Raw genomic sequence first — 12,693 nt, forward strand, 5'->3', positions numbered from 1 at the left:
CGGCGGGTGCGGCGCTGCGTGCCCCGCCGCGAAGCACGGGCCTCCCCCGGGGGCCCGTTCCCTGGCCGCCTGCGCCACGCCTGCAGGCGGCAGAATGTCGGCCCATGAGCATCACCGTTGACGAGTTTGCCCTGCCGCCGGGCGGGGCTGCGCCGCGCATGGTTTCCGCAGCCGTGGCCTCACCGCGCGAGGAGGCGCTGGAGCGTGCGCTGCGCCCCAAGCTGCTGGACGAGTACGTGGGCCAGCGCAAGGCGCGCGAGCAGCTGGAGATATTCATCGGCGCGGCGCGAAAGCGCGGCGAGGCGCTCGATCACGTGCTGCTGTTCGGCCCGCCGGGTCTGGGCAAGACCACGCTGTCGCACATCATTGCGCACGAACTCGGCGTTAGCCTGCGCCAGACCAGCGGGCCGGTGCTCGAAAAGCCGAAAGACCTGGCGGCGCTGCTGACCAACCTGGAAAAAAACGACGTCCTGTTCATCGACGAGATCCACCGCCTCTCGCCGGTGGTGGAAGAAATCCTCTACCCCGCGCTGGAGGACTACCAGATCGACATCATGATTGGCGAAGGCCCGGCCGCGCGCTCGATCAAGCTCGATCTGCAGCCGTTCACCCTGGTGGGCGCCACCACGCGCGCCGGCATGCTGACCAACCCGCTGCGCGACCGCTTCGGCATCGTCGCGCGGCTGGACTTCTACACGCCGCAAGAGCTGGCGCGAATCGTCACCCGCTCGGCCGGTCTGTTGAACGTGCAAGCCGATGCCGAAGGCGCGCTCGAGATCGCGCGCCGCAGCCGCGGCACGCCGCGCATCGCCAACCGCCTGCTGCGCCGCGTGCGCGACTACGCCGATGTCAAGGGCGATGGCCACATCTCCAAAAAAATAGCGCACGACGCGCTGGCCATGCTGGACGTCGACCCGGAAGGCTTTGACGTGATGGACCGCAAGCTGCTGGAAGCCGTGATCCACCGCTTTGACGGCGGCCCGGTGGGCCTGGACAACATCGCCGCCAGCATCGGCGAAGAGGCCGGCACCATCGAAGACGTGATCGAGCCCTACCTGATCCAGCAAGGCTTCTTGCAGCGCACGCCGCGCGGTCGCGTGGCCACGTTGGCGGCGTATCGGCACCTGGGCGTGGCCGCCCCGCAGGGTGCGGGGGGCTTGTTCGGCGCGGCGTGATGGTGGCGGCGAGCAGACGCGCAGGCGCTTGAGAGTTTCAAGCCGAATGGGCCGCTGGCGCAATTGGGACGTGCGCCAACAGCTATAAAAAATGTAGTCAACGTCCAGACGACGTTCTGCCCGCACCCCCAAACACATCAACCACCGCCTGTATCTGCGCCGCCGTCACCACATCGGCGCGCCGCGTGGCGGCATCGACGCAAGTAGCGCGCAGCACCTCGGGCGGCAGGCTGGCCAGGCCGCGAAAGCCCCATTCGCGCAGCACGGCCCAGCGCTCGGGCGCGGCGGCGGCGCGCTGGCGCAGGGCGCGCGCCTGTTCGGGCGAGTAGGCCCACACGTCTTCCACTTCGCCGGTATCGCGCGCGGCCACGCGCAGGCCGGCCAGTGGCGCCCTGACCATGAAAACATGGCCTTGCGCAAGCAGGGCGGGCGCAAAGCGCTGCAAATACAAGAGCAACAGCGCGCCAATGTGGATGCCGTCGGCATCGGGGTCAAACAGCAGCATCACGCGCTCGAAGCGCGGCGCCGCCGTGGCGCTGCTGTCCACGACCGATGACCAGCCCAGCGCGCTGGCCAGTTGCGGGTACAGCGGGTAGGCCGCCACGCGCGCCGGCGTGGCGCGCCAGGCGTTCAGCGGCTTGCCCTGGCACGCCAGCACGGCCTGCGTGCGGGCGTCGCGCACGGCCGCGACGGCGCCGGCGGCGGATTCGCCTTCTACCAGGAACAGCTCGCAACCCGCCCCGTGGCGCTGGCTTTCGATCAGCGTCATGCCCGCTTGCGAGCGGCGCGCCAGGCTCATGACGGGCGCCTCGCGGCCTCGGAGGTAGCGTTTGGCAACATTTATACGTGTGCTCTCAAAATCCTTGTGCACGCCACCGCAGCCGCGCCGCAAATGGGGGGTGAAGCGCGCGCCCGTGGCGAGTTGACATCAGTCATTAGTAGTCACTCCGTGTTCAACAGCGAGTGTGTGGAGGTTGCATCATGAACAAGTATCTGGCCGAACTGATCGGCACTTTCTGGCTGGTGCTGGGCGGCTGCGGCAGCGCGGTGCTGGCGGCGGCGTTTCCGCAGCTGGGCATCGGCTTTCACAGCGTGGCGCTGGCGTTTGGCCTGACGGTACTGACGATGGCCTACGCCATCGGCCACATCTCGGGCTGCCATTTGAACCCGGCGGTGAGCTTTGGCCTGAGGCCGGCGGCCGCTTCCGACCAAGGACCTGGTGCCTTACGTGGCGGCTCAGGTGATTGGATCTGTCGCCGGGCAAGTACTCGATGGTGTCGGTGCTGGTGTGCGAGGTGGTGATGACGGCGATGTTGCTGTTCGTCATCATGGGTTCGACACACGGCAAGGCGCCGGCCGGCTTTGCGCCGACCGCCATCGGCCTGTGCCTGACGCTGATTCACCTGGTCAGCATTCCGGTGTCGGACACTTCGGTGAACCCGGCGCGCTCGACCGGCGTGGCGCTGTTTGCGCAGACCGGCGCGCTAAGTTAGTTGTGGCTGTTCTGGGTGGCGCCGATTGTGGGCGGCATGACCGGCGCGGTGGTCTACAAGGCGGTGGTCGGCGATCGCGACTGAACACGCCGCATCGGCCCACTGCAAATCGCCATCACCGCCAGTCAGTGGCGGCGATTTGCTATTTTTAGCATAGCTTTTTGCGCTTGTCCTGCAAGCGCCAAGGCCCGAAAAGACTTACAAACCCGGCTGCGCCTCGGGCCTGACGCCCAGCGCCACCAGAAAGCGCGCCACCATGTTGTAGGTGGCGATGGCGGCGGTGAGCTCGACCAGTTGCGTGGTGTCGAAGTGCGCCTTGAGCGCATCGAACAGCGCGTCTTCGACCTGCACGTCGCGCGTCATCTGCGCGGCGTAGCGAATCACCAGTTGCTCGATCTCGCCCAGCGCTGCATCGGCGGCGCTGCGCCGCGCATCGCCGGCGACGACGCGATCCAGCGCATCCAGCTCAGCCTGCGTGCCGCCGGCGGCCAGGAAGTCCGGCGCGTGGTGGTGGTATTCGTACAGCGCGCCGGTCAGCAGCGCCACGGTGCAGATCGCCAGCTCGCGCAGCCGCGGGCTGGTGGGCAGCTCGGTGCGCACGGCCTTCAGGTAGGTGTTCCAGCCGCGCGCCAGGGGCTCGCTCCACAGCAGCGCCTTGTCCAGGTTGATGAGCTGGCCGCCGCGGCGCGCCAGGATGGCGTCGACCAGTTCGGCGGGCTGGGGCTTGGCTTCGGGGGTCCAGTCGGGGATGCGCATGGTTGGGTCTCGGCGGCTGATGAAGGGTGCGGCAAGCATATGCGGATAATCCTTCGCATGTCCGGTTCGCGGGGTTTGTCCTGTTCCCATTGCATCCCGCGCGCGCCGAGGTGCGTGGCATGAAGCGCTGGCGGCCCGCCCTGTGGGCTTTGGTGGTGCTGCACATCGTGGGGGCAGCGGCGGCCGCATGGCGGCTGCAGGCGCCACAGGTGGATGTGGTGACGCTCGGCACCGCCCCGCTGGTGCGCACCCTGCAGTTCTCGGCCCGCGTGGCCACCACCTCGCGCGTCAGCGTGGGTGCCACGCTCACCGGCCGCGTGGCCGACGTGGCCGTGCGCGAGGGCGATGCCGTGCGCCAGGGCGACGTGCTGCTGCGCCTGGAGACCGACGAAGCCCAGGCCGCGCTGGCCCAGGCCCAGGCCAACGCCCAGCAGGCGCAGGCACGCCTGGCGGGCCTGCGCGGCGCCGGGCGCACCCAGGCGCAGGCGCAGCTCGCCCAGGCCGACGCCACGCTGCGCGCCGCCGCGCGCGAGCTGGCGCGCACCCAGCAGCTGGTGGCCAGCGGCTTCATCAGCGAGGCGCGGCTGGACGACGCGCGCCGCGCCGTGGCGGTGGCGCGCGCCCAGCGCGACGGTGCCGGCGCCCAGGCGCAGGCCGTGGGCGAGCGCGGCGCCGAGCTGGCGCAGGCCGAGGCCCAGCTGCAGCAGGCCCGCGCCGCCGTGCAGGCCGCGCAGGCGCGCCTGGCGCAGACGGTGGTGCACGCGCCCACCGACGGCCGCGTGCTGCTGCGCAAGGTGGAGCCGGGGCAGATCGTGCAGCCCGGCAGCGCGCTGCTGAGCCTGGCGCTGGCCGGCCCGACCGAGCTGGTGGCCCAGGTGGACGAACGCTTTCTCGACCAGCTGCAGCCCGGCCAGGCCGCCAGCGTGGTGGCCGATGCCTTTCCGGCCCAGCCCTTTGCCGCGCAGCTGCGCAGCCTGGCGCCGGCGGTGGATGCGCAGCGCGGCTCGGTCGAGGTCAAGCTGGCGCCGCGGCAGGCGCCGCCGGATTTCCTGCGCGAGGACATGACGCTGTCGGTGGAGGTGCGCACCGGCGAGCGCCCTGCCGCGCTGGCGCTGCCGCTCACCGCGCTGCGCAGTCCCGCGCCGGGTGCGGCGCCGGGCGCGCCCGACAGCGTGTGGGTGCTGGGCGATGGCCGCGTGCAGGCGCGCCCGGTGCGCCTGGGCCTGCGCACGCTGGAGGCGGCCGAGGTGCTGGACGGCCTGGCCGAAGGCACTGCCGTGATCGTTGGCAGCGCGCCCGCGCCGGGGCAGCGTGCCCGGCCGCGCGCCATCGACTGGCACCCCGGCACGGCGCATGACTTCGGCACGCGCAGCGACGCCGGCGCCACCCTGACCAACGCCAAGGGGCGCTGACGGGCCATGGCGGGCTGGCTCGGCTTCGAATGGCGCGTGGCGCTGCGCTTTCTGCGCGAGGGGCGCATGCAGAGCGTGCTGATCATCGTCGGCGTGGCGGCGGGTGTGGCGGTGATCGCCTACGTCACTGCGCTCATCGACGGCCTGCAGGCCAACACCGTGGCCAAGACCCTGGGCACGCAGGCGCACGTGGCGCTGCGCGCGCCCGACGACGTGGTCACCCCCAGCTGGCCGCGCGACGCCGCCACCCACACGCTGAGCGAACGCCAGGCGCGCGCCCAGCGCCTGCGCCCGGTGGCCAACTGGCAGGCGCTGGTGCCGCTGCTGGAGCGGCGCGCCGAGGTGCGCACCGTCTCGCCCATGGTGTCGGGCAGCGGGCTGGCGCTGCGCGGCGAGGCCTCGCAGTCGATCGCGCTGATGGGCGTGGAACTGGCGCGCTACGACCGCATGGTCGATCTGCGCCGCAAGCTGGTGGATGGCGCGGCGCGGCTGGAGCCGGGCGACGCCATCGTCGGCACCGAGCTGGCGCGCGACCTGGGCCTGCGCGTGGGCGACCGCTTCAGCGTGAACACCGGGCGCGTCACCGACTCGATGCGCGTCACCGGGCTGATCGACCTGGGCATCAAGGACCTGAACCGCCGCACTGTCATCGTGCCGCTGCGCAGCGCGCAAAGCCTGCTGGAGCTGCCCGGTGGCGCCACCGTGCTGGAGCTGCAGGTGACCGACGTGTGGCAGGCCGAACGCCTGGCCGCCGAACTGCGCCAGGCGCTGCCCTACAAGGTCGAGAGCTGGCAGGAGACCAATGCTCAACTTGTGTCGGCCCTGCGCGCGCAAAGCATCAGCACGGCGGTGATCCGCGGCGTGGTGGCGGCCGTGGTGGTGCTGGGCATTGCCAGCGTGCTGGTGGTGTCGGTGGTGCAGAAGCAGCGCGAGATCGGCATCCTGCGCGCCATGGGCGCCACGCGCGGGCAGATTCTGCGCGTGTTCCTGCTGCAAGGGGCGGTGGTGGGCGCGCTGGGCTCGGTGCTGGGCGTGCTGCTGGCGATGCTGCTGGTGTGGCTGTTCACCACGCTGGCGGTGGGGCCCGACGGGCAGCCCATGTTCGTCATCCACCTGCCGCCCGGCACGGCGGCCTACACCGCGCTGCTGGCCACCGTGTGCGGCGTGCTGGCCGCGCTGGCGCCGGCGCGCCGCGCCGCGCGCATGGACCCGGCGCAGGCGATCCGGCTGTGAGCACGCCCGCGCCCGCCGACACCGCCGTGCCGCTGATCGCGCTGCGCCAGCTGGTCAAGCGCTACAACCTGGGCCAGCCGAACGAGGTGGAGGTGCTGCACGGGCTGGATCTGCGCGTGGCGCCGGGCGAATTCGTGGCGCTGATCGGCCCCTCGGGCTCGGGCAAGAGCACGTTGCTCAACATCCTGGGCCTGCTGGAACGCCTGACGGACGGCGACTACGCGCTGCAGGGCCAGTCGGTGCGCGATCTGCAGGATCAGGCCCTGACGCTGCTGCGCCGGCGCGCGCTGGGCTTCGTGTTCCAGTTCCACCACCTGCTGCCGGCCTTCAGCGCGCTGGAGAACGTGACGCTGCCGGCGCTGATGGCCGAGGGCCGCGTGAGCAGCGCGCAGCGCGAGCGGGCACGCGCGCTGCTGGGCGCCGTGGGCCTGGCGCAGGCCATGGACAAGCGCCCCGGCGAGCTCTCGGGCGGCATGCAGCAGCGCGTGGCCATTGCCCGCGCGCTGGTGAACAACCCGCCGCTGGTGCTGGCCGACGAGCCCACGGGCAACCTCGACACCGCCTCGACCGACGCCGTGTTCGGCCTGCTGCGCCAGATCCACGAGGAGCGCGGCACGGCCTTCATCGTCGTCACGCACGACCCGCGGCTGGCGCAGCGCTGCGACCGCATCGTCGAGCTGGTCGACGGCCGCATCGCCCGCGACGAACGGGTGCCGCCCGGCGCGGGCCAGCGGGGATAATCCGGCCCCATGCGCATTCGCTTTACCAAGATGCAGGGCGCGGGCAACGATTTCGTGGTGCTCGACGAGACGCAGGGCCGGCTGGGCCTGGGCGCGGCGCAGTACCGTTTTCTGGCCGACCGCCACTTCGGCGTCGGGGCCGACCAGATCCTCAGCGTGCGCCCGGCGCCGTCGCCCGAGGTGGACTTCGAGTACGTGATCCACAACGCCGACGGCGGCGAGGTGGAGCACTGCGGCAACGGCGCGCGCTGCTTCGTGCGCTACGTGCGCGAGCGTGGCCTGACCGAGAAGCGCACGGTGCGGGTGCAGGTGCAGCGCGGCGTGATCGAGCTGACCGAGGCCGACGACGGCCGTGTGCGCGTCGACATGGGCGCGCCGGTGTTCGCGCTGGACCAGGTGCCGTTCGACCCGACGGGCCTGACGCCGGTGCCGGCCGGTGCCACGCCCGATCACCGGTGGCAGCTGTGGTCGCTGGATTTGCAGCCAAATCAGGCTTCAGCGCCCGCCAGTCAAGCGCAGGAAGCTATGGTTAATGTAGCAATCCTGTCCATGGGCAACCCGCACGCGGTGCAGCTGGTGGGCGATGTGGACACGGCGCCGGTGCTCGACCACGGCCCGCTGATCGAGCGGCACCCCGCGTTCCCCAACCGCGTCAACGCGGGCTTCCTGCAGATCGTCGACCGCGGTCACGTGCGCCTGCGCGTGTACGAGCGCGGCGCTGGCGAGACGCTGGCCTGCGGTACCGGCGCCTGCGCGGCGGTGGTGGCGGGCATCCGGATCGGCCTGCTCGATCACCGCGTCGACGTGCAGGCGCGCGGCGGGCAGCTCACCATCGAATGGGCCGGCGGCATGCAGGATCATGTGTTCATGACCGGCCCCGCCACCACCGTGTTCGAGGGCAGCATCGAGCTGCCCGACTCTCTTTCCAACCCGGCCTGAACGCCGGCAGAACCACCATGCAGACCCACCCCATCACCGAAGAAGACATCGCCCAGTTCCTGATCCACACGCCGGATTTCTTCGAGCGCCATGCCGACCTGCTGGGCGCCGTGCAGCTCACCAGCCCGCACGGCGGCCGTGCCGTGAGCCTGCAGGAGCGCCAGGCCGAGATGCTGCGCGAGAAGATCAAGGTGCTGGAGCTGCGCCTGATGGAGATGATGCGCCACGGCAACGAGAACATGCTGATCGCCGACAAGCTGCTGCGCTGGTCGCGCCAGCTGTTCATGGTGGCGCGCCCGGTCGATTTGCCGGCCGTGCTGGTGAGCGAGATGAAGGCGCAGTTCAGCGTGCCGCAGGCGGCGCTGAAGCTGTGGGACGTGGCCGAGGTGTACGCCGGCGAGCCCTTTGCGCAGGGTGCCAGCGACGACGTGAAAAGCCTGGCCTCGTCGCTCACGGCGCCGTACTGCGGCGTCAACGCCGGCTTCGATTCGGTGCAGTGGCTGGACGACCCGGAGGCCGCCGCCTCGCTGGCGCTGATCCCGCTGCGTGCGGGCGCCACCCAGCCGGCCTTCGGCCTGCTGGTGCTGGCCTCGCCCGACAGCCAGCGCTACCAGGCCGGCATGGCCACCGACTTCCTCGAGCGCATCGCCGAACTGGCCAGCGCGGCGCTGTCGCGGGTGCGGGATACCTGACGGGTTTTCAAGCCAAATCGGCCTTTGGCGCCCATGCAGCAAGCGCAAGCAGCTATTGAATGCATAGCGACATGAGTGCCGATGCCGCCCCGATCTCCGCTGCCGATGCGGCGCTGGTCGAGCGCTACCTGGAGCACGTGCGCGTTGAAAAGCGCCTGGCCGAGCGCACGCTCGCGCTCTACAGCCTGGACCTCGAAAAACTCGCCCAGTTCGCCGCCCAGTCCGGTGTGGCGCTCACCACGGTCGGCAACCACCACGTGCGCCGCTGGGTGGCGCAGATGCACGCCGGCGGGCGCAGCGGGCGCGGCATCGCGCTCATCCTCTCGGGCTGGCGCGGCTTCTACGCCTGGCTGGGGCGCGAAGGCCTGATCAGCGCCAACCCGGTGCAGGACGTGCGCGCGCCCAAGCAGCCGCGCCCCCTGCCCAAGGCGCTGGGCGTGGACGAGGCGGTGCAGCTGGCCGACCACGCCGACGAGGCCGACGACCCCTGGCTCGACGCGCGCGACGCCGCCATGGTGGAACTGCTGTACGGCGGTGGCCTGCGCGTGGGGGAGTTGATCGGGCTGGACGTGGCGCCCAGCGACGCCGCCCTGCGCGCCGGCCGCGGCTGGCTCGACCTGCAGAGCGCCGAGGTGCAGGTCCATGGCAAGGGCGACAAGCGGCGCACGGTGCCGGTGGGGCGCGGCGCGCTGCAAGCCTTGCAGCAGTGGCTGGCGGTGCGCGATCAGGTGCCTGCGCAACCGCAGGCCGCGCAGGCGCTGTTCATCGGCCGCCGCGGCACGCGGCTGACGGCGCAGTCGGTATGGCAGCGCCTGAAGCGCCGCAGCCTGCGCGCCGGGCTGGCCACGCCGGTGCACCCGCACATGCTGCGCCACTCGTTCGCCAGCCACGTGCTGCAGTCCAGCGGCGACCTGCGCGCGGTGCAGGAGCTGCTGGGCCACGCCAACATCGGCACCACGCAGGTGTATACGCGGCTCGACTTCCAGCACCTGGCCAAGGCCTACGACGCGGCGCACCCGCGTGCGCGGCGCAAGGGCTGAGTCGCCTACTGGCAGCGGAACAGCAGCCGGTTGTCGCCGGGCGCCACGGTGTCCAGCATCAGGGCCAGCTTGTCGAGCATCAGGTCGGGCTGGCGGCCGTCGCGCGGCATCACGCCCAGGGCCATGCGCAGCCTGGGCCGCCAGCCCTCGGGGCGGCCGCTGATGGGCCGCAGGCAATGGGCCAGCACGCGCTGCGCCTGGTCCTCGATGGCTTCCTGCGTCACCGGCCCCTCGATCAGCATGATGAAGCGGCGGTTGCTCAGGCGCCCGACGGTGTCGATCTCGCGCATCACGTGCAGCAGCCGGTTGGCCAGCCGCAGCGGAATTTCCTGGTCGACCCGGCGGCCGTACAGCTGGCGCAGCTCGCCCAGGTTGACCAGGTCGATCAGCAGCACCGCGATCTGGTGCTCCTGCCGCTGCGCGCGCGCGGTCATGCGGCGCAGGCGCTCCATCACCACGGCCGGGGTCGACAGGCCGGTGGCGGGGTCGACCCGGTCGAGGCCGCGCAGGCGCTGCGCCGTCAGGCTGCGGTCACGCCCGCGCACCAGCAGCGTCGTCATCAGAATGCCCAGTTGCAGGGCCGCGCCGCCCAGCAGCACGAAGCGCATCAGCAGGCCCACCGGCGCCAGCTGGAACATGCGCAGGATGTAGGGCGAGGCGGGTGCCGCCAGGCACACCATGCCCGCCAGGACGGCTGGCGCGTAACGGTCGCCGTGCCCGATGGCCCAGGCGGGCACGCCGATACCGAGCAGCAGCGCGACGATGGCATACACGCCCACGGTTTCGTCGGTCCAGGTGGCTGGCAGCCACGGCATGGCCAGGGCCAGCAGCACGGCGGCGGCCACGGCGGCGGACGCCCACAGGAACAAGCGCCTGGAGCGCAGGTGCAGGTCGGTGGCTGCCACCACGAAAGCCAGCGCAGCCCCCAGCGTGAGCAGCGGCAGGACCGTGGCCGCGTGGTGGTTCCACGCGGCGTGCCTTGGCCACAGCACCAGGCCTGCAAAGCCGGAGAGCGATGCCGCCGACAGGGCTGTCAGCAGCGTGAACAGGGCGTAGAGGACGAAGGCCAGGTCGCGACCGCGCCAGGCGCTGCTCAGCGCCACCAGCACGGCCAGCGCGGCGATGCCGAAGTACACGCCCAGGCCGACCGACACGTTGCGCTCGCGGCGCAGCAGCTGACGCTCCTCGGTCACCAGCACCGGCACCGAGGTCGGGTTGGCGTGGCCGATCCGCAGCAGGTGGACGACCGGCGCATCGGCCTTGGGCCGCAGTTGCAGCAGCGGCTGGCGGTGTGGCAGCGGCCATTCGGCCACGGACAGGGCGTCGCCCGCATCCTGCTGCGTCCAGCGGCCGTCGTCGGCCTGGATGAACAGGGTGGCGCGGTCCAGGTTGGCGTAGGGGATTTCGAGGTACCAGTGCCAATGGGTCGACCCGATGGGCGCGGTGCGAAAGCGAATCCACACCATGTCGGCCAGGGTGTGCAGGGGAAAGATGTGGTCCGACCGCGTGGCTTGCCAGGCCGTGTCGGGCAAGCGCATTACCTCGTCGGGGGTGGCGCGTCCCGTGTGGTCGATCCAGTACTGTCCATCGGGGCCCAGGCGGCGCGCCTGCTCGGGGTGCGGGTCCAGCGTCAGCAGGGGCTGCGCCTGGGCCGCCGGCCAGCACAGCAGCAGCAGCAGCAGCGGGATGGCCCAGGCCAGCCCGGGCCAGGTTCGGAGGCTGTGGATGAGCGCGGGACGGGGCATTGGGCGGGACAGGCAGCGGGTTAACCCTCAAGTCAATCACAACTGCTTACGGTCGCGCGGCCATCGGGTGTGCACGATTTCACGGAAACCGGGCTGGTCTGCCGTGGCGGCGCGGTGCATGGGCCGGCGGGACAGGCGGCGGGCGCGGGACTACACTGCGCTGTTTCAGTCCTTTGTGCGCGTGCTGCCGGCTGGCGGCCGCGACGCCACGCTACGCCATGTCCCTGATTCCCGCCACCATCCTTACCGGCTTCCTCGGCTCGGGCAAGACCACGCTGCTCAAGCGCGTGCTGACCGAGGCGCACGGCCAGAAGATCGCCGTGATCGAGAACGAATTCGGCGAAGAAAACATCGACAACGAGATCCTGGTCGCCGACGAGCAGGAGCAGATCATCCAGATGAGCAACGGCTGCATCTGCTGCACCATCCGTGAAGACCTGCGCTCCACCCTGAGCGATCTGGCCGCGAGAAAGCGCAAGGGCGAGCTCGATTTCGAGCGGGTGGTGATCGAGACCACGGGCCTGGCCGACCCCGGCCCGGTGGCGCAGACCTTCTTCATGGACGACGAGATCGCCGAGGCCTATCTGCTGGACGCCATCGTCACGCTGGTGGATGCCAAGCATGCGGCGCAGCAGTTGAACGACCGGGTGGAAGCGCAGCGCCAGGTGGGTTTTGCCGACCAGATCTTCATCAGCAAGGCCGACCTGGTGGATGCCGGGGAACTGGATGCGCTGCAGCACCGCCTGAAGCACATGAACCCGCGCGCGCCGCAGAAGGTGGTGCATTTCGGCGAGGTGCCGCTCAAGGAGGTGTTCGACCTGCGCGGCTTCAACCTGAACGCCAAGCTCGACGTGGACCCGGAGTTCCTGGCGGCCGAGTCGCACGACCACCATCACCACGACCATCACCACGACCATGACCACGATGGCGAGCACTGCGACCATCCGTCGCACCAGCACGGTCATGGCCACGGCCACCATCACCACCATGACGACGACGTCAAGAGCTTCGTCTTCCGCAGCGACCGCGCCTTCGATCCGGCCAAGCTGGAGGACTTCCTCGGTGCCATCGTCAATATCTACGGCCCGCGCATGCTGCGCTACAAGGGCGTGCTGTGGATGAAGGGCACCGAGCGCAAGGTGGTGTTCCAGGGCGTGCACCAGCTGATGGGCAGCGATCTGGGGCCGGCGTGGAAAGAAGGCGAGCAGCGCACCAGCAAGATGGTGTTCATCGGCATCGACCTGCCTCGGGACATCCTGACGCAGGGGCTGGAGCAGTGCCTGGTCTGAAGCACGCCGGTGCGCCCAAATCTCCAGAACAGCCTGCAGATTAATCATTTTTCATGAAAACCGGCTGAACCAGTGCGTTTGTAAAGGCCAAATGGCCGCAGCCGCGTTCCGGTGGCTACAATCGCCGCCTTTGCACAGGCCGCACCCCATTCAGGAGCGGCCTGGTCCAGCCGCCCAAG

At 70.5% G+C, this 12,693-nt stretch carries 11 protein-coding genes and 1 pseudogene; 9 read left to right on the plus strand and 3 right to left on the minus strand.

The window, feature by feature from the left end:
- Positions 1-104: 104 nt before the first annotated feature.
- Complete coding sequence (ruvB, locus tag ACFSCU_RS04615; RefSeq protein ID WP_377560023.1) at positions 105-1,175, plus strand: Holliday junction branch migration DNA helicase RuvB; 1,071 nt, start codon at positions 105-107, stop codon at positions 1,173-1,175.
- A 97-nt stretch (positions 1,176-1,272) separates the two neighbouring features.
- Here ruvB and ACFSCU_RS04620 read toward each other — a convergent pair whose 3' ends face one another.
- Positions 1,273-1,974: a toprim domain-containing protein gene (locus ACFSCU_RS04620; RefSeq protein WP_377560024.1), complete on the minus strand. Its 702-nt coding sequence runs from the start codon at positions 1,972-1,974 to the stop codon at positions 1,273-1,275.
- Positions 1,975-2,156: 182 nt separating this feature from the next.
- On the opposite strand from ACFSCU_RS04620, the pseudogene ACFSCU_RS04625 reads away from it, so the two are divergent.
- Positions 2,157-2,752 (plus strand): annotated as a pseudogene (locus ACFSCU_RS04625) (aquaporin).
- A gap of 114 nt (positions 2,753-2,866) precedes the next feature.
- Here the strand turns inward: ACFSCU_RS04625 and ACFSCU_RS04630 are convergent.
- Positions 2,867-3,424 carry a carboxymuconolactone decarboxylase family protein gene (locus ACFSCU_RS04630; RefSeq protein ID WP_180550728.1) on the minus strand — a complete coding sequence of 186 codons (558 nt, stop codon included), beginning with the start codon at positions 3,422-3,424 and terminating at the stop codon, positions 2,867-2,869.
- Between the two features lie 119 nt (positions 3,425-3,543).
- Between ACFSCU_RS04630 and ACFSCU_RS04635 the strand changes: the two genes are divergently transcribed.
- From ACFSCU_RS04635 to xerC, 6 genes are all read left to right on the plus strand, one after another.
- Positions 3,544-4,836 (plus strand): efflux RND transporter periplasmic adaptor subunit, encoded by a 1,293-nt coding sequence (locus ACFSCU_RS04635; RefSeq protein WP_377560025.1) that lies wholly within the window; start codon positions 3,544-3,546, stop codon positions 4,834-4,836.
- A 6-nt stretch (positions 4,837-4,842) separates the two neighbouring features.
- Entirely contained in the window at positions 4,843-6,069 is a 1,227-nt protein-coding gene (locus tag ACFSCU_RS04640) for an ABC transporter permease (protein ID WP_180550729.1), read from the plus strand.
- Entirely contained in the window at positions 6,066-6,809 is a 744-nt protein-coding gene (locus ACFSCU_RS04645) for an ABC transporter ATP-binding protein (RefSeq protein ID WP_180550730.1), read from the plus strand. Before ACFSCU_RS04640 ends, ACFSCU_RS04645 begins: the two co-directional genes overlap by 4 nt.
- A 9-nt stretch (positions 6,810-6,818) precedes the next feature.
- Positions 6,819-7,748 carry a diaminopimelate epimerase gene (gene dapF / locus ACFSCU_RS04650; RefSeq protein ID WP_180550731.1) on the plus strand — a complete coding sequence of 310 codons (930 nt, stop codon included), beginning with the start codon at positions 6,819-6,821 and terminating at the stop codon, positions 7,746-7,748.
- A gap of 17 nt (positions 7,749-7,765) precedes the next feature.
- Positions 7,766-8,440, plus strand: a complete 675-nt coding sequence (locus ACFSCU_RS04655) for a DUF484 family protein (protein WP_180550732.1) — start codon at positions 7,766-7,768, stop codon at positions 8,438-8,440.
- A gap of 71 nt (positions 8,441-8,511) precedes the next feature.
- A complete protein-coding gene (xerC, locus tag ACFSCU_RS04660) occupies positions 8,512-9,480 on the plus strand; it encodes a tyrosine recombinase XerC (protein WP_377560026.1) in 969 nt (322 codons plus the stop codon).
- A 5-nt stretch (positions 9,481-9,485) separates the two neighbouring features.
- Here xerC and ACFSCU_RS04665 read toward each other — a convergent pair whose 3' ends face one another.
- Positions 9,486-11,225: a sensor domain-containing diguanylate cyclase gene (locus ACFSCU_RS04665; RefSeq protein WP_180550733.1), complete on the minus strand. Its 1,740-nt coding sequence runs from the start codon at positions 11,223-11,225 to the stop codon at positions 9,486-9,488.
- Positions 11,226-11,443: 218 nt separating this feature from the next.
- Between ACFSCU_RS04665 and ACFSCU_RS04670 the strand changes: the two genes are divergently transcribed.
- Positions 11,444-12,514: a CobW family GTP-binding protein gene (locus tag ACFSCU_RS04670; RefSeq protein ID WP_180550734.1), complete on the plus strand. Its 1,071-nt coding sequence runs from the start codon at positions 11,444-11,446 to the stop codon at positions 12,512-12,514.
- Positions 12,515-12,693: the final 179 nt, after the last annotated feature.

Origin of the sequence: Ottowia beijingensis (assembly GCF_042680925.1) — a bacterium.
Lineage (GTDB): Bacteria > Pseudomonadota > Gammaproteobacteria > Burkholderiales > Burkholderiaceae_C > Ottowia > Ottowia beijingensis.

What these genes read in the sequence shown, in the direction of transcription:
- ACFSCU_RS04635 (WP_377560025.1), top strand. Translation starts at nt 3,544, where the DNA reads ATGAAGCGCTGGCGGCCCGCCCTGTGGGCTTTGGTGGTGCTGCACATC.
- ACFSCU_RS04620 (WP_377560024.1), bottom strand. Translation starts at nt 1,974, where the DNA reads ATGAGCCTGGCGCGCCGCTCGCAAGCGGGCATGACGCTGATCGAAAGC.
- ACFSCU_RS04655 (WP_180550732.1), top strand. Translation starts at nt 7,766, where the DNA reads ATGCAGACCCACCCCATCACCGAAGAAGACATCGCCCAGTTCCTGATC.
- ACFSCU_RS04630 (WP_180550728.1), bottom strand. Translation starts at nt 3,424, where the DNA reads ATGCGCATCCCCGACTGGACCCCCGAAGCCAAGCCCCAGCCCGCCGAA.
- xerC (WP_377560026.1), top strand. Translation starts at nt 8,512, where the DNA reads ATGAGTGCCGATGCCGCCCCGATCTCCGCTGCCGATGCGGCGCTGGTC.
- ACFSCU_RS04665 (WP_180550733.1), bottom strand. Translation starts at nt 11,225, where the DNA reads ATGCCCCGTCCCGCGCTCATCCACAGCCTCCGAACCTGGCCCGGGCTG.
- dapF (WP_180550731.1), top strand. Translation starts at nt 6,819, where the DNA reads ATGCGCATTCGCTTTACCAAGATGCAGGGCGCGGGCAACGATTTCGTG.
- ACFSCU_RS04670 (WP_180550734.1), top strand. Translation starts at nt 11,444, where the DNA reads ATGTCCCTGATTCCCGCCACCATCCTTACCGGCTTCCTCGGCTCGGGC.
- ruvB (WP_377560023.1), top strand. Translation starts at nt 105, where the DNA reads ATGAGCATCACCGTTGACGAGTTTGCCCTGCCGCCGGGCGGGGCTGCG.
- ACFSCU_RS04640 (WP_180550729.1), top strand. Translation starts at nt 4,843, where the DNA reads ATGGCGGGCTGGCTCGGCTTCGAATGGCGCGTGGCGCTGCGCTTTCTG.